At 33.9% G+C, this 19,870-nt stretch carries 17 protein-coding genes and 5 pseudogenes; 9 read left to right on the plus strand and 13 right to left on the minus strand.

What is annotated here, in order from left to right; genetic code table 11:
- Window positions 1–62 precede the first annotated feature (62 nt).
- Entirely contained in the window at window positions 63–221 is a 159-nt protein-coding gene (locus tag N7U66_RS01095; protein WP_267676962.1) for a hypothetical protein, read from the plus strand.
- A gap of 330 nt (window positions 222–551) precedes the next feature.
- Here N7U66_RS01095 and N7U66_RS22405 read toward each other — a convergent pair whose 3' ends face one another.
- Both N7U66_RS22405 and N7U66_RS01100 read right to left on the minus strand, forming a co-directional pair.
- Window positions 552–662, minus strand: coding sequence for a phosphatase PAP2 family protein (locus tag N7U66_RS22405; RefSeq protein ID WP_390886610.1), 111 nt, complete (start codon window positions 660–662; stop codon window positions 552–554).
- An 11-nt stretch (window positions 663–673) separates the two neighbouring features.
- The gene (locus tag N7U66_RS01100; RefSeq protein ID WP_267676963.1) at window positions 674–1,117 is read right to left on the minus strand and encodes a phosphatase PAP2 family protein; all 444 of its coding nucleotides are present in this window, start codon (window positions 1,115–1,117) and stop codon (window positions 674–676) included.
- 416 nt (window positions 1,118–1,533) lie between these two features.
- Here N7U66_RS01100 and N7U66_RS01105 point away from each other — a divergent pair.
- The 4 genes and pseudogenes from N7U66_RS01105 to N7U66_RS01120 all read left to right on the plus strand — a co-directional run bounded on the left by N7U66_RS01105 (window position 1,534) and on the right by N7U66_RS01120 (window position 7,238).
- Window positions 1,534–3,448 (plus strand): annotated as a pseudogene (locus N7U66_RS01105) (DNA topoisomerase IV subunit B).
- A 99-nt stretch (window positions 3,449–3,547) separates the two neighbouring features.
- Window positions 3,548–6,240, plus strand: a pseudogene (locus N7U66_RS01110) (DNA gyrase/topoisomerase IV subunit A).
- Window positions 6,241–6,579: 339 nt separating this feature from the next.
- Entirely contained in the window at window positions 6,580–6,900 is a 321-nt protein-coding gene (locus N7U66_RS01115; RefSeq protein ID WP_267676964.1) for an ATP-binding cassette domain-containing protein, read from the plus strand.
- Window positions 6,813–7,238, plus strand: a complete 426-nt coding sequence (locus tag N7U66_RS01120) for an ATP-binding cassette domain-containing protein (protein ID WP_267678608.1) — start codon at window positions 6,813–6,815, stop codon at window positions 7,236–7,238. The genes N7U66_RS01115 and N7U66_RS01120 overlap by 88 nt, the downstream gene beginning before the upstream one ends.
- 82 nt (window positions 7,239–7,320) lie before the next feature.
- Here the strand turns inward: N7U66_RS01120 and N7U66_RS01125 are convergent.
- From N7U66_RS01125 to N7U66_RS01135, 3 genes and pseudogenes are all read right to left on the minus strand, one after another.
- A pseudogene (locus N7U66_RS01125) lies at window positions 7,321–8,131 on the minus strand (TerC family protein).
- 6 nt (window positions 8,132–8,137) lie between these two features.
- The gene (locus N7U66_RS01130; RefSeq protein ID WP_267676965.1) at window positions 8,138–8,839 is read right to left on the minus strand and encodes a hypothetical protein; all 702 of its coding nucleotides are present in this window, start codon (window positions 8,837–8,839) and stop codon (window positions 8,138–8,140) included.
- A 544-nt stretch (window positions 8,840–9,383) separates the two neighbouring features.
- Entirely contained in the window at window positions 9,384–9,803 is a 420-nt protein-coding gene (locus tag N7U66_RS01135; RefSeq protein WP_267676966.1) for a helix-turn-helix transcriptional regulator, read from the minus strand.
- Window positions 9,804–10,085: 282 nt separating this feature from the next.
- Here N7U66_RS01135 and N7U66_RS01140 point away from each other — a divergent pair, with 282 nt between their 5' ends.
- From N7U66_RS01140 to N7U66_RS01150, 3 genes are all read left to right on the plus strand, one after another.
- Entirely contained in the window at window positions 10,086–11,261 is a 1,176-nt protein-coding gene (locus N7U66_RS01140) for a M14 family zinc carboxypeptidase (RefSeq protein WP_267676967.1), read from the plus strand.
- Between the two features lie 71 nt (window positions 11,262–11,332).
- A complete protein-coding gene (locus N7U66_RS01145; protein ID WP_267676968.1) occupies window positions 11,333–11,812 on the plus strand; it encodes an Lrp/AsnC family transcriptional regulator in 480 nt (159 codons plus the stop codon).
- A gap of 73 nt (window positions 11,813–11,885) precedes the next feature.
- The gene (locus N7U66_RS01150; RefSeq protein ID WP_267676970.1) at window positions 11,886–12,401 is read left to right on the plus strand and encodes a DinB family protein; all 516 of its coding nucleotides are present in this window, start codon (window positions 11,886–11,888) and stop codon (window positions 12,399–12,401) included.
- Here N7U66_RS01150 and N7U66_RS01155 read toward each other — a convergent pair.
- Window positions 12,402–12,685 (minus strand): annotated as a pseudogene (locus N7U66_RS01155) (hypothetical protein).
- Between the two features lie 166 nt (window positions 12,686–12,851).
- The gene (aroB, locus tag N7U66_RS01160; protein ID WP_267676971.1) at window positions 12,852–13,916 is read right to left on the minus strand and encodes a 3-dehydroquinate synthase; all 1,065 of its coding nucleotides are present in this window, start codon (window positions 13,914–13,916) and stop codon (window positions 12,852–12,854) included.
- A gap of 95 nt (window positions 13,917–14,011) precedes the next feature.
- On the opposite strand from aroB, the gene N7U66_RS01165 reads away from it, so the two are divergent.
- A complete protein-coding gene (locus N7U66_RS01165) occupies window positions 14,012–15,187 on the plus strand; it encodes a proline dehydrogenase family protein (RefSeq protein ID WP_267676972.1) in 1,176 nt (391 codons plus the stop codon).
- Here the strand turns inward: N7U66_RS01165 and N7U66_RS01170 are convergent.
- The 6 genes and pseudogenes from N7U66_RS01170 to porX all read right to left on the minus strand — a co-directional run bounded on the left by N7U66_RS01170 (window position 15,184) and on the right by porX (window position 19,837).
- Window positions 15,184–15,558: a hypothetical protein gene (locus tag N7U66_RS01170; protein WP_267676973.1), complete on the minus strand. Its 375-nt coding sequence runs from the start codon at window positions 15,556–15,558 to the stop codon at window positions 15,184–15,186. The genes N7U66_RS01165 and N7U66_RS01170 overlap by 4 nt on opposite strands.
- A 129-nt stretch (window positions 15,559–15,687) precedes the next feature.
- A pseudogene (locus N7U66_RS01175) lies at window positions 15,688–16,888 on the minus strand (alanine dehydrogenase).
- A gap of 63 nt (window positions 16,889–16,951) precedes the next feature.
- Window positions 16,952–17,392, minus strand: coding sequence for a hypothetical protein (locus tag N7U66_RS01180; RefSeq protein WP_267676974.1), 441 nt, complete (start codon window positions 17,390–17,392; stop codon window positions 16,952–16,954).
- A gap of 56 nt (window positions 17,393–17,448) precedes the next feature.
- The gene (locus tag N7U66_RS01185; protein ID WP_267676975.1) at window positions 17,449–17,592 is read right to left on the minus strand and encodes a hypothetical protein; all 144 of its coding nucleotides are present in this window, start codon (window positions 17,590–17,592) and stop codon (window positions 17,449–17,451) included.
- A 276-nt stretch (window positions 17,593–17,868) separates the two neighbouring features.
- Window positions 17,869–18,186, minus strand: coding sequence for a tRNA (adenosine(37)-N6)-threonylcarbamoyltransferase complex ATPase subunit type 1 TsaE (gene tsaE, locus N7U66_RS01190; RefSeq protein ID WP_267676976.1), 318 nt, complete (start codon window positions 18,184–18,186; stop codon window positions 17,869–17,871).
- A 97-nt stretch (window positions 18,187–18,283) separates the two neighbouring features.
- Window positions 18,284–19,837: a T9SS response regulator signal transducer PorX gene (gene porX / locus N7U66_RS01195; RefSeq protein ID WP_267676977.1), complete on the minus strand. Its 1,554-nt coding sequence runs from the start codon at window positions 19,835–19,837 to the stop codon at window positions 18,284–18,286.
- Window positions 19,838–19,870: the final 33 nt, after the last annotated feature.

Below are 19,870 nucleotides of genomic sequence, written 5' to 3' on the forward strand. Positions count from 1 at the left end.
ACGTTTTCTATTTTTACGGTAAATAGAGTGTATGCCTTTAATAGACATTAAAACAAAAATACATGCCGACATTCAAACCTGTTTTGATGGGGCGCCATATTGATTTTCATAAGGCATTCATGAAACACTCGAAAGAAAGAGCTATAGCAGGAAAGACTTCGGGACACATTGGTTTGCATGAATGGGCGACATGGGAAGCGGTTCATTTTGGAATTAGATAGCAATTAACATCAAAAATCAAAGCGTTCGAGGCCCCAACTTTTGTGTAGATGAAATGGTAGCTGGAGCCTTTAAGTCCTTCAAGCATGAGCATCTTTTTGAGGAGGACAAGAACTACACAATCATGACTGACCCATTTCAATTTGAATCGCCTTTGGGAATTTTAGGTAATTTAGCAAATAGGGTGTTCTTAACACGTTATATGACGCATTTACTAAAGACCAGAAATCAATTTTTAAAAAAACAAATAGAAGCACTTTAAAACGTGTAACTCAAACTCAAACCCTGATACTTATCTCCAAATCGTGTTTGTCCCATAATAGGATTGAAACCTATAGCGGCAACCTCTTTTCTTTTGTGTAATTCGGAATGTAATATCCTGCAAGTGCTCCTAGAGCATAACCTAATAAAACGTCCGATAAAAAATGTTGTCCAGCTTGCATTCTAAAATAGGCTACACTAGCAGGTAAGGCAGCCGCTCCAACCCAAATATAGGGAATGGCAGGCGAATCGGATTAAAATCTTGATACACTTTTGCCGCAAAAAAAGTGGCTGTAGTGGTCGCTGCAACGTGACCAGAGTAAAAAGATCGTGTGGCAGAGGTACTTTCTATTTTATCCTGTGGTTCATCACTACCGTATACGTAAGGTCTAGCTCTATTGGTTAAACCAGCAGTTACAGAAAACAAGGCAGAAGTGGTCGCTAAGCTTTCTATATAAATACCAAACAATTGCCCGTAATGATCGTTAGCTTCATCATCTAAAAGCAACACGAAGGGAGTCGCAAAAGATAAGCCGAAGGGGATATCACTAAACTTACTGGCTTCTTCAGAGTACTTCCCAGCACCCCAACGGTCAATAAAATTAATGTCATTGACTTTATTTTGGAAGGCTGCCAATTCTGCAGCGGTAAAAGGGTCTTTATCTGCGATAATTAATAAACCACCAACACTTCCTGCTAAAGCCGTTCCAGTCCATATACCATCTCTTGTCCAATCCCACTAATAGGTAGAGCTGCTTTTTTGAGCGTAAGTCTTTACAAGAATTAAAGGTAAAAGAAGTAGAATAAGTATAGTCTTTTTCATAAGTTTAAAACATTTATCAAAAATAATTGAGAATAATTAATAGTGAACATTTAAATGCATTTTTAGTAATAGTTTAACTTATAAAGCTCAAATCTAGGCATATCAATACCGAACGAATCGATTAACGCTACTTATCAAAAAACATTGTTAATTACTTTATCAATGCAGTGTTTCATTTTTTATAGCGTTATATTATATTAGCAACCTATCACGAAATTTTACTCAATTCTATGTCTGAAGAAACCAAATATACCGAAGATAATATACGCTCGCTTGATTGGAAAGAACATATTCGTATGCGCCCAGGTATGTATATTGGAAAATTGGGAGATGGTTCTTCTCCGAGATGATGGTATTTATATTTTGCTTAAGGAAGTCCTAGATAACTCTATTGATGAGTACGTTATGGGGGCAGGTAAAACCATTGAAATTTCGGTTCAAGGCAGTAAAGTCATTGTTCGGGATTATGGTCGCGGGATCCCCTTAGGGAAAGTGGTAGATGTGGTCTCAAAAATGAATACGGGTGGAAAGTATGATTCTAAAGCCTTTAAAAAATCGGTTGGATTAAATGGGGTTGGTACCAAAGCTGTAAACGCGTTATCCTCATTCTTTAGAGTAGAATCTACCCGTGATAATAAAAGTGCCTCAGCAGAATTTGAACAAGGGAATCTTACCAATCAAGATTTATTAGACGATACCTCTAGACGTAAAGGCACCAAGGTGTCTTTCATTCCAGATGAAATAATCTTTAAAAACTATAAATACAGAAATGAATATATAGTAAAGATGCTAAAAAACTATGTGTACCTAAATCCAGGTTTAACGATAGTTTTTAATGGTGAAAAATTCTACAGTGAAAATGGTTTAAAAGATCTCTTATCTGAAAAAATAGCAGAAAGCGATTTGCTTTATCCCATCATTCATCTCCGTGGTAATGATATTGAAGTAGCGCTCACACACAGTAAAACGCAATATAGCGAAGAATATAATAGTTTTGTTAACGGACAAAACACGACACAAGGCGGAACGCACTTAAATGCCTTTAGGGAAGGTCTAGTAAAAACCATTCGTGAATTTTTTGGAAAACAATATGACGCTTCAGATATTAGGAAGTCTGTAGTTTCTGCGGTTGCCATCAAAGTTATGGAACCTGTTTTTGAAAGTCAGACCAAAACAAAATTAGGCTCTACAGATATGGGGGGGGACTTACCAACGGTAAGAACCTACATTTCAGACTTTTTAAAAACACAATTAGATAATTATTTACATAAAAATCCGTAAACAGCCGATAAAATTCAGCGTAAAATCATGCAAGCCGAGCGTGAGCGTAAAGAGCTTTCAGGAATTCGTAAATTAGCCAAAGACCGGGCTAAAAAAGCCAGTCTCCATAATAAAAAATTACGTGATTGTCGGGTGCATTTTGGCGATATTAAAAACGAACGTAATTTAGAATCTACCTTATTTATTACCGAGGGCGACTCCGCTTCGGTAGCATTACGAAATCACGTGATGTCAATACACAAGCTGTTTTCAGCTTGAAAGGTAAGCCTCTAAACTGTTATGGACTCACAAAGAAAATCGTTTACGAAAACGAGGAGTTCAATTTGTTACAAGCTGCTTTAAATATTGAAGAATCCCTTGAAGATCTGCGCTATAACAATGTGGTCATTGCCACAGATGCCGACGTGGATGGTATGCATATTCGATTATTATTGATCACCTTTTTCCTTCAGTTTTTTCCTGAAGTGATAAAGGAAGGGCATTTGTATATTTTACAAACCCCTTTATTTAGAGTGAGAAATAAAAAGGAAACGATTTATTGTTATTCAGAGGAAGAGCGACGTGATGCCTTAGAAAAACTAAAGCCAAAGCCGTAAATTACACGATTTAAAGGATTAGGTGAAATATCACCGAGACGAATTTGTCCATTTTATCGGGGATGATATACGTTTAGATCCAGTAATGTTAGATGATAATATGTCTATTGAAGATTTATTGTCATTCTATATGGGTAAAAATACGCCTACGCGACAAGAGTTTATTATTGATAATTTGAAGGTGGAGTTGGATCTTATAGAGCCGGGAAGTTACTGCAGAGCCGAGAAATTTCAAAATAGAAAAGAAAAGAAAAATATCCTTTTATGAGAAAGGACGTTAATAAATAAAATGTTTGTCATTCCGCATTTGATGCGGAATCCACAAAATAAAGAATAAGACCCCTATTTCTAGGAATGACAAAAAAATATGATAGAAGAAAACGACGACCTAACTAACGACAATTTAGACAACCAAGAACCACAAGAAACCATTACCGGAATTACTGGAATGTATAAAGAATGGTTTTTAGATTATGCGTCCTATGTTATTTTAGAACGTGCAGTACCCGCTATAGAAGATGGGTTTAAACCTGTACAACGTCGTATCATGCATTCTATGAAAGATTTGGATGATGGTCGCTACAATAAAGTTGCAAATATTGTGGGGCATACCATGCAATACCATCCGCATGGGGATGCGAGTATCGCAGATGCCATGGTTCAAATAGGGCAGAAAGATTTGTTAATAGATACTCAGGGAAACTGGGGTAATATTTTAACAGGTGACAGAGCTGCCGCAGCACGTTATATTGAAGCACGTATTTCTAAATTTGGTCTAGATGTGGTTTTTAATCCAAAAATTACCGAATGGCAGCAGAGCTACGATGGGCGGCGTAAAGAGCCTGTGAATCTTCCAGTGATGTTCCCGTTATTATTGGCACAGGGTGGAGAAGGCATAGCGGTGGGGCTTTCCACCAAAATATTATCACATAATTTCATCGAACTTATTGACGCCTCTGTGAAGCATTTACAAGGGAAACGGTTTACCATTTTACCGCATTTTCCAACAGGTGGAATCGCAGATTGCTGCGGGTATAATGATGGTTTGCGAGGGGGTAAAGTACGCGTACGCGCTAAAATCTCTCAATTAGATAAAAACACATTAGTGATTACCGAAATTCCTTTTGGTACCACCACCACAACACTTATAGATTCTATTCTAAAAGCAAATGAGAAAGGAAAAATTAAAATAAAAAAAATAGACGATAATACGGCGGCTAATGTAGAGATTCTCATTCATTTACCATCGGGGTTATCCCCGGACAAAACCATTGATGCGCTTTATGCATTTACGGCTTGCGAAACTTCCATTTCGCCCTTAGGCTGTGTGATTGAAGACAACAAACCTTTGTTTGTTGGCGTGACTGAGATGCTGCGTCGCAGTACAGATAATACGGTAGATTTATTACGTCAAGAATTGGAAATTAAACTTGGCGAACATGAAGAACAATGGCATTTTGCGAGTTTGGAACGTATTTTTATAGAGAACAGAATTTATCGCGATATTGAAGAAGAAGAAACGTGGGAAGGTGTTATTGCAGCCATAGATAAGGGGTTACAACCACACATTAAACATTTGAAACGGGCGATTACCGAAGAGGACATTACTCGGTTAACAGAAATTCGAATCAAACGTATTTCTAAATTTGATATTGATAAAGCGCAACAGAAAATAGACGCTTTAGAAGAGCAAATTGCGGAAGTAAAACACCATTTAGCAAACCTAATCGCTTATGCTATTGCCTATTTTAAAAGATTAAAAAAAGAGTATAGTGAAGGTAAAGAACGTAAAACTGAGTTAAGAGCGTTTGACGATGTTGATGCGACTAAAGTAGTCATTCGAAACACCAAACTGTACGTTAATAGGGAAGAAGGTTTTATTGGAACCTCTTTAAAACGTGATGAATACGTGTGCGATTGTAGTGATATTGACGATATTATAGCCTTTACTGCAGAGGGTAAAATGATGGTCACTAAGGTAGACTCCAAAACATTTATTGGTAAAGATATTATTCATGTGGCGGTCTTTAAAAAGAAAGATAAACGTACCATTTACAACATGATCTATCGCGATGGTGCAAAGGGGGCATCGTATATTAAACGGTTTGCAGTAACCTCAATAACAAGAGATAAAGAATACGATTTAACCAATGGTAGCAAAGGGTCAAAACTACGGTATTTCTCGGCAAATCCTAACGGTGAAGCAGAAGTGATTACCATTTACTTACGTCAGGTTGGCAGTATCAAAAAACTAAAATGGGATGTTGATTTTGCGGAGATTTTAATTAAAGGTCGCGCCTCTAAAGGAAATGTTGTTACTAAATATGCTATTAAGTCTATTGAATTAAAAGAAAAAGGAATTTCAACATTAAAGCCTCGTAAGATCTGGTTTGATGATACGGTAAAACGTCTAAATGTTGATGGACGCGGAGAGTTAGTTGGAGAATTTAGAGGGGAAGATCGTATTTTAATCATCAATCAAAAAGGCATTGCGAAAACGATTATACCGTAGTGACCACCCATTTTGATGATGATATGATTGTAATGGAAAAGTGGATTCCAAAAAAACCCGTATCTGCTATTTATTTTGATGGGGAAAAAGAAAAATACTTTGTTAAGCGTTTTTTAATTGAAAATGAAAATAAAGAAGAATTATTCATCACCGAAGATCCTAAATCACAATTAGAAATTGTTTCAACAAATTGGAAACCAATGGCAAATGTTATTTTTGCCAAGGAAAGAGGGAAAGATCGTAAAGATGATTTGGAAGTGAATTTGGAAGAATTTATTACGGTAAAAGGAATTTCTGCTTTAGGAAATCAGTTAACCAAAGAAAAAATTAAAACTATCGATTTGCTCGATCCTTTGCCCTACGAAGCTCCCGAAGAAATCCATGCCGAAGATTTGGAAGTGGTAGATGAAGTTGAAGTTTCTGAAGAGGAAACCATAGAAAATAAGAACAGTTCAAAAGCGGAGAAGAAAACAAAAGGTAAAAAAGAGAGCAAATCTACCGATTCAGATTCTGAAGATGAAGACGACGGTCAGCCACGGTTGTTTTAAATAAAATTAACTTAATATTTTGATGCTTTAGTTTTTTGAAACCTATTTTTAGGTTTTAATAAAATTTATTGAATTGAGACTATTTAAAAATATACTGCTATTTCAAAGGAAAATATTTTTCACAGCCTACATTATATCGCTACCTATTGCTTTTTTAGGTGCCACTAGCTCTGTTGGAGTTTCAGTTTGTTTTGTTATGCTAATATTGCACTTCTTTATTTATGAAATTAAGAACAAAAACGAATATTATTATTACTATAATCTAGGACTTACAAGGTTACACCTTTGGTTTTCAACACTTTTTATAGGTGTTTTAAATGGCCTTACTTTTACTTTAATATGGGGTATCTTTATGTAGACAGTGTCGTTAAATCTTATGACAACAAAAAGATATTGACAGATGTATATCTGTCCTGTAAATCAGGTGAAGTTGTGGGATTAATTGGCAGAAATGGATGTGGTAAATCTACTTTACTAAAGATTATTTTTGGCGTTGAAAATGCAGACCATAAGTTTGTTAAAATTGATAACAAATTAATAAAAGCCAACTCTCATTGTAAAGGATTAGTTAGTTGCCACAGAAACATTTTTTACCTACCAGTGTTAAAATTGAAACAATTATTAAATTATTTCTTGGAAAAAAACAGGCGCATGCGTTAATTAGCCATGATTTTATTGTGCCATTCCTAACAAAAACAAGTCAACAACTTTCAGCAGGTCAAAGGAGAATAATCGAAATTTTATTGATCATTCATTCTAAATCGGAATTTATATTATTGGATGAACCTTTCAATGGGCTCAGTCCAATACTAAAGGAATATATAGTAGCTTGCATTTTAGAAGCTAAAAAAGCAAAAGGAATTATAATCACAGATCATGACTATGAAAATGTTTTAAATTTAGCTGACAAAGTCGTGTTTTTAAAAGATGGCTTTCTTCGAGAAATAAAAAATAGAGGACAATTACTAGAATTTGGCTATTTCGTAAGGATAAATTAAGCCATTTCTTATAGGATAACTGTTAGTATTCTATTTTTTAAACAAATCAATCAATTCTGAAAGCATTCAAATATTTCTTTGGTTAGCCTTGCTTCTTTTTCTCATTTTTCTTTAAAGATTTACCTATTTTCTGATTTAAAAACTCCACAAATAAAGAAAAGGCGATAGCGAAATATAAATACCCTTTTGGTATAGCGCCAACCGTTTTTCCAAAGAACGCGGTGTGCGATAAATGCCCAGCTTCTGTAATTAGCATAAAACCAATAAGGATTAAAAACGATAAACCTAAAATTTGAATACTGGGATTACTATCTATAAAACGTCTAATTTTATTTGCAAAACCAATCATGACGATTATAGAAATGACAACCGCTATAATCATTAAAACTAAGTTGTGATTTTGATTGTCAGATAATCCATTAGTCATGCCAACGGCCGTCAATATGGAATCGATAGAAAATATAAAATCGATTATTAGAATTTGAACAATCGCTTGCTTTAAAGATTTAATGACTTTTCCTTTTACTTCATCCTCATCATGGTGAGGCATTTCTACCTTTTCTCTAATTTCAGACGTAGACTTATAAATCAAAAACAGTCCCCCAGCGAATAAAATAATGGCTTGCCAACTGATTTCTAAATGTAACCAGCTTGTATCTATAGTAAAAAATGGTTTTGATAACCCCACTAAAAAAGACACAAAAAACAATAAAATTATACGCTGCACCATGGCAAGTAGTAAACCAATATTTGTCACTTTGCCACGCTGTTCTTCTGGTAATTTATTCGCCGCAATAGAAATAAAAACAATATTATCAATTCCTAATATGATTTCGAAACGTTAAAGTCAATAATGCAAATACAGCATCAGAGGTTAATAAGAAGTCGAGCATAATACATTAGTTTTTAGTAGAATAGTGATGAATTTTTCCAGTGGGCAAATACATAAGTGATAAATTAGTTTTAGAATTTTCTAAAATTTCATATTTAAGAGTGTCGGTTTCATTTGTAAGTTCTAAAAAATAATTTGGTTTATGGGTCAAGGTGTTTTTTTGAGAAGTAATTTTATAATCATAACGATCATCTTTCCCTAAGCTTCGTCCCTTATAAAGCATTGTTATTTTTCCATCATTAATTTCTAAGCTAGAAAGAGAATCAGAGTCATGGACCAAGGTGTTTTCTGTAATTCTAAAAAGATTAGATTTGTTTTCAATAGTAATTGGTGCGGGAGAAGTACTAACCACGGCCGTTCCTTTTTGCTTTTTGCTCTTCCCAACATAACTGTATTCAAAACTATAACTTGAATCTGTTGTAGTTATAATTTTTAAATGAATATCTTTTTTATCAACCATGCGTTTGGGATTAATGGTTTTAAAAATAACTTCACAATCATTAACCCATCGCACTTCTGAAGAATCAATTTTGGTATCATACCTTTCTATTTGAAGGGTTTCGGTTCTTTCAATATAGCCCCTTTTTGTTTCGCCATTATGTGAATATTCAAAATAAAAGCTTCCAGTCTTATAATCTTTACATTGACGTTCGGGTAGATTGCAATTATATAAAGTTATAACCAATAATAAAAGGACTAATAATCTCATAAATTTTCATTTAAAGCAAAATTACAAAATGAAAAATTTGAGGATGCGTTTTATCGCAAAAAGTCTTGAACTATTTTTACTTTTTGGCACCTTCTTATACATCGCGTATTTGAAAACGTCATGGACTTAGTTGCGAATATTCAAAATTTGAGAAACTACCCTCTTTATAAAAAATGAAGATACGATCAATTTCTTTTTAGGAAGCATCTATCGGTTTTTGAAATTGGGCTGTTTATGAATTTGAATGGTTGGAAATCGATTCAGAAAATAAAAATCTAATTATTGTCATTTATTTCTCCCGCTTATAAATCGTGTATTTGAAAATGTCATGGACTAAGTTGCAAATTCTGAAAATTTGAGAAAGTATCCTCTTTGTAAAAATGATGACACGATCAATTTCTTTATTGGAAGAACCAATTTGTTTTGAATTTGGGCTGTTTATGAATTTGAATGGTTAGAAATCCATTCAGTAAAAAAGCATCGAATTATTTTCATTTATTTCTCCTGCTCATAAATCGCGTATTTGAAAATGTCATGGACTTAGTTACGAATTTTCAAAATTTGAAAAACTACCATCTTTGTAAAAAATGATGACACGATCAATTTCTTTATTGGAAGAACCTATTTGTTTTTGAATTTGTGGTGCTTCTACATTTGGATTGTGAGAAAGGGGTTCAGAAAATAAATCTTGTTTTTCAGATGTTACTTTTTCCTCAAGACGTACCGGCGTATTTTTTTCGGAAGGAAATTTCCCTTTACCATTCATTAGCCAATATAATTCCACTTCAGGAAAAGTAGAGAGTATTTTAAGAACAAATTCTAAACTTGGTTTATTCCTGCCGGAAAGTATATGAGAAATACTTGAGCGCTGTACACCAATTTCTTCAGCAAAGGAAGAGGCGCTTTCGCTATAGTATTCTATAACTTTTTTAAGCCTGTTTGTAAATTCTTCGTTGTTTATCATGATGATACAAATGTAAACAAAAAGATGATAACAACCTGTTTACAATTGTATATTTATCATATAAAAGTAGCGATTACTCCCTAAATAACCGCCTATTTTCTTAATTGTTTACTTTAGTTAATAGCTTTTAATATGCTGATATTGTGCTATTTAAGCTTATAATTAAAAAACCGCTACCTATAGCGCTTTAATAGACTTTTATTTATTAATTAAATGCCTTCTTTTGATTACATATGTAAATTACAATTGTAATCTAGTTTGTTTACATTTGTAAAAAAGATAATGTTTACATTTGTAACGCAATACATTCTCATGGACATACCTTTACTTAAACAACTTTTTAAAATTTGCAAAGAAGAAACGCTGTATGGGCGTTACATACATAGCGCTCATATTAACCCGCTTCTTAAAAAACATAACAAGACTTTTAAGATTCAACCTATTGGTCACTCTGTTTTAGGTGAAACCATTCTATCAATAATTATTGGTAGTGGACCTAAAAGAATTCTCATGTGGTCCCAAATGCATGGTAACGAATCGACGACTACAAAAGCGGTTTTCGATGTATTAAATGTGTTTAACCACGCAAATGACTTTTCAGAAGCGGTTTTAAAGGAGTGTACCATAACTATTATTCCAATATTAAATCCCGATGGCGCCGTGGCTTATACTAGATTAAATGCTAATAATGTAGACCTAAATCGTGATGCGCAAAACCTATCACAACCAGAAAGTAGGGTATTGCGTGAGTGTTTTAATTCGTTTAAACCCCATTTTTGTTTCAACTTACATGGCCAGCGTACTATTTTTAGTGCAGGAAAAACGAATAATCCGGCCACAGTTTCTTTTTTATCACCAGCTCAAGATGCCAGGTGCACTGTAACAGATAATAGGCAGGTCGCGATGTCTATAATTAAATACATGAATAGGATGCTTCAATTTGAAATTCCTAATCAGGTGGGGCTTTACGATGATGCTTATAATGCTAATTGTGTTGGTGACGCGTTTCAATCCTTAAACGTGCCTACGGTTCTCTTTGAAGCAGGACACTATAAAAATGATTATAATAGAGAAGAAGTCAGAAGGCTTATGTTTCAATCGTTAATTGTCGCTGTTGATGCCATAGCATCTAATAAAATAAAGGGAAAGAGTTATGAGGAGTATGCTGCAATCCCTCTAAACGAAAAACTTTTTTACGATATTATTATAAAAAATGTAACGTATAAAAATGAAATAATGGATATTGCTATACAATACCATGAACGTTTAATCGAAAATAAGCTACATTTTATTCCTATAATTGAAAAAATTGAGAAATTAGATAAATTTTATGCCCATAAAACCTTGGAAGCCAATAAAAATGAAGTGCTAACATTAAATGACCAACAGGTTTCTATTGGAGACGAAATCGATTTCGTAAACATTTCTAATGTAAAGTTTTCATTAAATATTGAATAAACTCGATTTTGAATGTGGATAATTCATCGAAAATGTATTATTTTTGATTTATATTTAATATAACAGTGTAAATGGCAAAATTTAAATTAGACGAAATTGATCATCAAATCCTTGATATGCTGATTGATAATACGAGAGTACCTTTCACAGACATTGCAAAAAAATTATTGATTTCTGCAGGAACAGTACACGTAAGAGTAAAAAAAATGGAAGATGCAGGAATAATTAAGGGTTCTTCTTTAACTCTTGATTATAAGAAATTAGGGTATTCATTTATTGCTTATGTAGGTGTGTTTCTTCAAAACACTTCGCAAACAAAGTTTGTATTACAACGCATAAATGAAATTCCTTATGTAACCGTAGCCCATGTGACTACAGGAAAATTTAATATTTTCTGTAAAATTAGAGCAAAGAATACAGAACATGCTAAGGATATTATCTTTAGACTGGATGATATTGAAGGGGTGTATAGAACGGAAACGATGATTTCTTTAGAAGAGAGCATCAATGATAAACGACGCCTCATGCATGATATTTTTAATGCTTTATAGTAAAACTAATAAAAACACACAAAGTCCTTTGGTGATACCACTAAAGGACTTTTTTATTTAAAAAACAGTACTAATGACAGCCAGCCAATTAGATTCAAACGAATACCTTCCTTATTTTAAAAATTACATCGATCAAGCGGGTGCTGTTGGACTTATTGAAGGATTAGAAAAAGGGTTAATAGAAATGAAAGCATTTTTTTTAGCCATTCCACCAAATAAATTAGAATATCGCTATGCAGAAGATAAATGGACTATAAAGGAAGTAATCAGTCATTTAGTGGACACCGAACGCATTTTTTGTTACCGTGCTTTACGTTTTGCTAGGGAAGATAAAACTGCTCTTTTGGGTTTTGACGAAAATAAATATGTGCCATCAAGTTTGGCTAATGATAGAGAATTAAGTGATTTGGTGGTTGAGTTTTGTACGCAAAGACAATCGACAATAAGTTTATTTAATAGTTTTAATAACAAGATGTTAATATGTCAAGGGGTAGCCAGTGGAGGAGTGGTTTCGGTTAGGGCATTAGGCTTTTTAATAATTGGTCACGAAAAACACCATCAGTGCGTCATCAATGAACGCTATTTATAATTATTCTTCCTCATCAAAATTAAAGTCTACAACTATATGTCCTGAATCGTTAAGCTCGAGCACTTCATTCTCATCAAAGTTAGTCATGGTATAATGTAACTTACTGCTCACCTTAACAAGGTAGGTTGTGTCTTCCGTTTTAACCTCCACCGCTTCAACGATTTCGTTTTTGTGGTTGTCAAAAACGATAATGTCATCATCACCATAGCCATCAGGATATTTTTGTGTCAAGAGATTCAACACTTCGGGGTGAGTTTTTTATAATCGACAATAACTCTTCGCATAACTAAAAAATTTTAAAATGTTAGCAATTAGTTTAGGTACAAGGTATTAGTGGTAACACTTATAAAATTACAACTTTTTTTAATTGAAAAACAATTATGCTTAGTGAATTTCTATTTGATTAGGGTTAATTTTAAAAAGAGTAGGACGGGTATCTTTTTATAAGGATCAATTATAAAATTCAAAAGCCTCTATAATACTGTTGTTATCAACAATACAGTTTACTTTTGGTTTGCCAATAGCTTCTAATAGGACGAAGTTTATATTGCCATGTTCATTTTTTTTATCATACTTAAGGAGTTCAATAATAGGGGCTTGGTCACTATCTAAAATGGTAACATGTCCATAAATGGATTTAAAAACAGATTTTATTTTTTTACCTTCTTCTGCTGAAAAGTCTAAATATTTTATTGATAAATAGGTTTCCATGATCATGCCTATAGCAATGGCTTCTCCGTGTAAAAGGCGTTTATATTCTGAATGTTCTAAAAAATAAGATTCTATGGCATGTCCTATAGTGTGGCCGTAATTTAATGTTTTTCGAACCCCTTGTTCTGTTGGGTCTTGGGCAACGATATTTTTTTTAATTATTATCGACTCGTATATTAAACCATCTAAATCTGCAAGCGTTGAAGCACTTAAATCTTGAAGTCTATTCCAATAGTCTTCATCGAATATCAACCCATGTTTAAGCATTTCAGCAAGTCCGGAGCGCATTTCTAACTGGGGTAATGTAGCCAAAAATGACGTGTCTACAACAATAAGTTCCGGTGTGTTAATAACGCCAATTTGATTTTTTAAATGCCCTAAATCGACTCCAGTCTTTCCGCCAATGGATGCATCAACCATAGCGAGCAAAGAAGTAGGGATGTTTATAAAAGGAATCCCACGTTTATAGGTAGACGCAACAAAACCGCCCAAGTCAGTGATAACACCGCCTCCAATATTTATAATAACACTTTTCCTATCTGCACCATATTCAGACAAGGTTTCCCAAAGGCCTAAACAAATATCAAGATTTTTTTGCTCTTCACCAGGCTCAATTTCTAAAATATCGTATTCAATTTCGGTATCAATGTTGCCTAAAACAAAGGGCACACAATCCATATTTGTATTTTCATCGGCTAAAATAAAAACTTTAGAATAGCGAACGGCTTTAAGGTGCTCGTTTAGTGCTTTGTAGCCCGTTTCATTGAAATGAATGGTGTAGTCTTGGGTAGAAATTGATGTCATTAAAACAGTGTATTTAAGATGTAAAAATAGAAAGACTTTTCAAAAAAAATATGATATACTTAGATTATATTTGCGTAAATTTTTTAACACACTGAATGAGTCAAGAAAACACATTTGATAACACAGCAGTCGCTTTTGCTTTAAAAAGTGATTCTGAACTCGAACGCGCCTATTTTTTATTCAAGATGATCTCCAAACAACCTTTGGTTCGTATTGGTGCGGCTGCAACAAATTTTGCATTAAAGGTTAATTTACCTGTTGAAGGCTTAATTAGAGCCACCGTTTTTGATCATTTTTGTGGAGGAGTTAATGAAAGCGATTGTGAGCCAGTCATTGATAAAATGTATTCTAAAGGGGTGAGCTCTGTTTTAGATTTTTCAGTTGAAGGCAAAGAGACAGAGACTTATTTTGAAGCAGCTAAAGATAAAATTATTCGTATCATTCAATTTGCTAAGGAAAAAGAGGCGATTCCTATAGTGGTTTTTAAACCAACAGGATTTGGGCGGTTTGCACTCTATCAAAAAAAAGGAGAAGGCCGTGCCTTTTCTGAGAAAGAGCAAGAGGAATGGAACAGAATTGTTGAGCGTTTTGATGCCGTATGCAAATTAGCCAAGGAAAAAGAAATAGAAGTGCTTATTGACGCAGAGGAAAGTTGGATGCAAGACGCAGCAGATGAGCTGGTTGAAGATATGATGCGAAAATATAATACCGATGGCACGATTGTATACAATACATTGCAGACGTACCGTTGGGATAGATTTGAATTCTTAAGGGCGTCTCATGAACGGGCTAAGGCAGAAGGTTTTAGTTTAGGTTTAAAAATTGTGCGAGGGGCTTATATGGAAAAAGAGCGGGAACGCGCCGAAGAGAAGGATTATAAATCTCCAATTTGTGACTCTAAAGTTATTACTGATGAAAATTTTAATGCCTGTTTAAAATACATCTTATCTCATTTGGATGATATTTCTATTTTTATAGGAACTCATAATGAAGAAAGTACTTACATCGCATTGAAAATGATGAAAGAATTAAACATAGTAAAAAATGATTCTCGAGTTTGGTTTGGCCAACTTTATGGCATGAGTGATCATATTAGTTTTAACCTATCGAAATTAGGGTATAATGTTGCTAAATACTTGCCCTTTGGTCCTGTTAAAGATGTGATGCCTTATTTAATTCGTAGAGCCGAAGAAAACACTAGTGTTGCTGGACAAACAGGAAGAGAGTTGGCACTCCTAAAAAAAGAAAGAGCGCGGCGGAAATTAGTTTAATTTAAAAATTCAATGGTTTTTAAAACGGCTTGCTTTTCACAATTCTCAATGGTTAAAGCAGCTTCTTTTGCTTGGAGTTCGCCTTCAATGTAATACATTTTGCAAGGACTTTTCTTAGTGTCACTTTTAGAAAAATTCACGTCGCCTTTGTATAGCATGTAGTTAATCTGAGTGGTATCAATATGCTGTGAAGCTATAAAGACTTTGGCTTCTTCAGAAAACACGAGTTCTTTAGTGCCTATATTTTTTAGAACTCGAGCATCCGGTCCATAATCACAGGACACTCTTTTTCCATTTAAAAAGAATGCTAAAATCACTAAACCAACAGCGAATCCACCAAAATAATATCCAAACCTTTTAAGTAAGCTCATTGAAACATTGTATACGTCATTCTCGTATTTATGAGAATCTAATTAGAGACGGCAAAATTCGTCATTTATTATGACTTTTTAATACTATTTAAATATTAATTGAATTAAAGTTCTACTGTAGCAAGAAGATTAAAAAATTAAAAGATTAACATCGTTATATTTTAAATCAAACCACTCCCCAACGGCTCGATTGGTTAAGATACCATGGTAGAAGTAAAGACCGTTTTTCAATCCGCGATCCATTCTTAACGAGTTTTCAAGTCCACCATCCTCAGCAATTTTCAATAAATATGGCGTGAATATATTGCTTATTGAAGCTGACGCTGTACGTGAATAACGTGCGGGAATATTTGGAACACAATAATGAATAACACCATGTTTTTTAAATGTTGGTTTTTTATGAGTCGTTATTTCACTAGTTTCAAAACAGCCGCCCATATCGATACTAACATCGATGACGACTGCTCCTTTTTTCATTTGTTCCACCATAATTTCGGTCACAAGAATAGGGGAGCGTTCTTTGCCACGAACGGCACCAATGACAACATCACAACGCCTGAGAGCCTTGTTTAGATATTTAGGTTGAATGGTTGACGTGTATAATGTTCTTCCTAAGTTTGTTTGTACACATCGCAGTTTAGTAATAGAGTTATCAAATATTTTAACATTAGCACCTAATCCAATAGCACTTCTAGCAGCAAACTCACCAACAGTTCCAGCGCCTAAAATAACGACTTCTACAGGTGGGACGCCACTAATATTGCCAAACATTAAACCATTACCTTCACTTGAATTACTTAATAATTCTGCAGCAATTAAGATGGATGCGGTACCAGCAATTTCACTTAAGGCACGCACTGCAGGATATGCGCCGTCATTGTCACGAATAAACTCAAAAGCTAATGCAGTAATCCGTTTAGAAGCTAAGGTTTCAAAGTATTTTTTATTTTGAGTTTTAATTTGTAATGCAGAAATGAGTATCGCTTGCGGGTTGATTAGTTTTAGCTCATCAATAGTCGGTGGTTCGACCTTTAAAATCATAGGGCAACCATACACTTTTGCAGGATCGTTAGTAATTTCAGCACCATTTTCACTATAATCTCTGTCGCTAAATTTAGAACCTTCTCCTGCACCAGATTCAATGAGTACCCGATGGCCATTATTTACGATCGCCGAAACGGCGTCTCGGAGTTAGGCAGACTCTTTTTTCTTGAAAAGCCGTCTCTTTTGGAATGCCTATAAATAATGAGCTTTTGTGCTTTAGTATTTCAAGGGTTTCTTCTTGCGGTAGTAATTGTGCTTTAGAAAAAGGTGTAATGGATTTGGACATTGTTAGCTGTTCAATTTTATAAGGATTTAAATTACAATAAAATATTGAATTGTGATAATGTAATTAAAAATACTGCTTAATTTTTTCCCAAATCGTTTTTGGTCTGTAGGTTATTTCGTCTTCTAATTGTTGAGTGGTTTTATTTACGGAGTTAATACTATTAAAAAGTTTGGCTCTTATAAGATATATAGATGGGATAACAACTGCCATGACAGGGACTAAATGTAAGAGTTGAAATTCATCTACGTAATCAATTTCTTGGTTTATGGCGCCAAAGATCTGGTACGTATACATGGCAATGGGTACTATAATAGAATGGTACCACCAATGCCTACATGTAAAAAACCAAATGAAAAGTAAAATTACCGGAATGACTTTCATCATTATAGTCCATATGGCTACTTGGGCATTGCCGTAGAATCCACTTTTGAAAGTAAATAACCATGTGTCCCAACTTTCAGTCTGAGGGACTAATTCATACATGTAAAAAATAAAGGGAGTCAAACCAATAAATGTGGCAAGAAGACTCCCCGTAATAATATTTCACGGTTAAAACTTTTTTATCCGTTACTTGGAATTTTAATTTTGGATTTATCAATTCCGGTTTCTGTTTGGTCATTTAGGTCAATGGTATTGGTTGGGTTTCCAGTAAATATTAATCCACCGAAAATGACTAATGTGATAACATACTTTTTTGCTTTCATAATAATAGGGATTTTAAATAATTAGTTATTAACCTAAATATATTTAAATCAACAATACCAAGAAGCAACAAACGTTAAACAAACGTTAAATAATATGTTATTCATAAGTTTTTATTACGGCTTAAACCGTAATAGAGTCAAAAATACACTTTTTTACGACAAAAAAGAACAGTTAGTATGAGGTGATTAATTGGTTAAGAGGAGTGTTCTCTCATCTGTTTTGCTCGAAAATATTTTAATAGTATGATACGCTTCTAATAAAAGGGGTGTAATTATTTACGGCCATTCTATTAATAACCAAGCGTCTTTGTTTAAATAATCTTCAATACCAAAATCATACAATTCTTCTTCAGTTTCTACTCTATATAAATCGAAATGATATACCTGACGTTTATTTAATTGGTACTCATTTACTAATGAAAAAGTGGGACTACTTACGGTATCCTTGCTCCCTAAGGCTCTAACAATGGCTTTTATAAGTGTGGTTTTTCCCATGCCCATTTCAGCATCGAATAATAAAACTTTAGAGGTAGATTTCTCAATAATTTTGTTGGCAACAAGATCTAATTCGTCTAATGTATATGTAATTTGCACGGTGTTTATTTTCTACGAAAATAACAAAATTGCGTTAATATCAATTGTTTTAATATAAAGTGAATTTACAGAAAAAAAACCCCTTAACATGCTGCTTCTATTTAGGACTTAAAACCACGAAAGGAATAATCATTTCTTCTAAGGAAACACCGCCATGTTGGTAGGTGTTCCTATAATAACTTACATAATGATTATAGTTGTTAGGATATGCAAAAAACAAATCACTTTTCGCAAAAATAAAAGAACTGTTCATAGATATTGTAGGTAAATGAATGGTTTTAGGATCCTTTGCGGCTAGTACGTCTTTCTCTTCATAACTTAAGCTGCGTCCCGTTTTATAGCGCAAGTTTAAACTGGTATCACGATCTCCAATAACTTTTGAAGGATTCTTAACATTAATAGTACCATGATCTGTGGTTAAAATTAATTTAAAACCCATTTGTTGTGCTTGTTGTATCATTTCAAACAACGGTGAGTTTTTAAACCAGCTTTGCGTAAGTGAGCGATAGGCTTTATCATTAGAAGCCAATTCTTTTACTACATCCATTTCAGTTTTTGAATGTGAAAGCATGTCTACAAAGTTATAAACCACAACAGTTAAATCATTGTCCTTGAGTCCTCTAAAATTTTCAGCTAATTTTTTACCATCTTTTAAATTGGTGATTTTGTAATACTCATGCTTTAAGTGTGTTAAGCCCAAGCGTTTCATCTGTGCATTTAGAAAATCATGTTCATGTAAGTTTTTTCCGCCGTCATCCGTATCGTTTTTCCAATATTCAGGATGAAGTTTTTCCATATCACTTGGCATTAATCCGGAGAAAATCGCATTTCTTGCATATTGTGTTGCCGTTGGTAAAATACTATAAAAAGCTTCTTCACTTACTTTCTTATAGTGATTCGTGACACTGGGTTCGAAGGCTTTCCATTGGTCATAACGTAAATTGTCTATAACCACTAAAAGAGTAGGTTGCTCCTTACTTAATTCCGGAACAATTTTATCTTTAAATAAAACGTGAGATAAGGTAGGAGACTCTGTATTAGCTTCAAACCACGTAGGATAGTTTTTATCAATAAATTTTCCAAATTGAATGTTGGCCTCGTTTTTTTGCGATTCTAAAATCTCAAACATTCCTGAATCTTCAATGTCTTCTAATCGCATTTCCCAATAGACCAATTTTTGATAAAGGGAAATCCAGTCTTCATAAGAGTTTACCATGGCCATATCCATCGCTATTTTTCTGAACTCTTGTTGGTAGTTTGAAGTCGTCTTCTCTGATACTAAACGAGAATGATCTAAATTCTTTTTTAAACTTAACAAAATTTGATGTGGGTTTACAGGTTTTATGAGGTAATCTGCAATTTTATTCCCAATCGCTTCCTCCATAATATATTCTTCTTCACTCTTGGTAATCATGACAACAGGCAACTCATTTTCTTTTTCCTTAATTTCATTAAGCGTGTCTAAACCAGTTAAACCAGGCATGTTCTCATCTAAAAAAACAATATCAAATTTTTGTTCATCAAGTATTTCTAATGCCTCAGTACCGCTTTTGCAAGTGGTAACATTATAATTTTTTTGTTCTAAAAACAGGATGTGTGGTTTTAATAAATCAATTTCATCATCAACCCAAAGTACTTTTATTTTATCCATGTATATTTGTTTATCTAAATCATTAAAAAAAAA

The sequence above is a fragment of the Lacinutrix neustonica genome (assembly GCF_026625145.1).
GTDB lineage: Bacteria > Bacteroidota > Bacteroidia > Flavobacteriales > Flavobacteriaceae > Lacinutrix > Lacinutrix neustonica.

Excerpts from the sequence above, each read along its gene's own strand:
- N7U66_RS01150 (WP_267676970.1), top strand. The coding sequence starts at position 11,886 with ATGACAGCCAGCCAATTAGATTCAAACGAATACCTTCCTTATTTTAAA.
- aroB (WP_267676971.1), bottom strand. The coding sequence starts at position 13,916 with ATGACATCAATTTCTACCCAAGACTACACCATTCATTTCAATGAAACG.
- N7U66_RS01140 (WP_267676967.1), top strand. The coding sequence starts at position 10,086 with ATGTTTACATTTGTAACGCAATACATTCTCATGGACATACCTTTACTT.
- N7U66_RS01170 (WP_267676973.1), bottom strand. The coding sequence starts at position 15,558 with ATGAGCTTACTTAAAAGGTTTGGATATTATTTTGGTGGATTCGCTGTT.
- N7U66_RS01135 (WP_267676966.1), bottom strand. The coding sequence starts at position 9,803 with ATGATAAACAACGAAGAATTTACAAACAGGCTTAAAAAAGTTATAGAA.
- N7U66_RS01165 (WP_267676972.1), top strand. The coding sequence starts at position 14,012 with ATGAGTCAAGAAAACACATTTGATAACACAGCAGTCGCTTTTGCTTTA.
- N7U66_RS01095 (WP_267676962.1), top strand. The coding sequence starts at position 63 with ATGCCGACATTCAAACCTGTTTTGATGGGGCGCCATATTGATTTTCAT.
- N7U66_RS01115 (WP_267676964.1), top strand. The coding sequence starts at position 6,580 with ATGGGGTATCTTTATGTAGACAGTGTCGTTAAATCTTATGACAACAAA.
- porX (WP_267676977.1), bottom strand. The coding sequence starts at position 19,837 with ATGGATAAAATAAAAGTACTTTGGGTTGATGATGAAATTGATTTATTA.
- N7U66_RS01130 (WP_267676965.1), bottom strand. The coding sequence starts at position 8,839 with ATGAGATTATTAGTCCTTTTATTATTGGTTATAACTTTATATAATTGC.
- N7U66_RS01185 (WP_267676975.1), bottom strand. The coding sequence starts at position 17,592 with ATGAAAGCAAAAAAGTATGTTATCACATTAGTCATTTTCGGTGGATTA.
- N7U66_RS01145 (WP_267676968.1), top strand. The coding sequence starts at position 11,333 with ATGGCAAAATTTAAATTAGACGAAATTGATCATCAAATCCTTGATATG.
- N7U66_RS22405 (WP_390886610.1), bottom strand. The coding sequence starts at position 662 with ATGCAAGCTGGACAACATTTTTTATCGGACGTTTTATTAGGTTATGCT.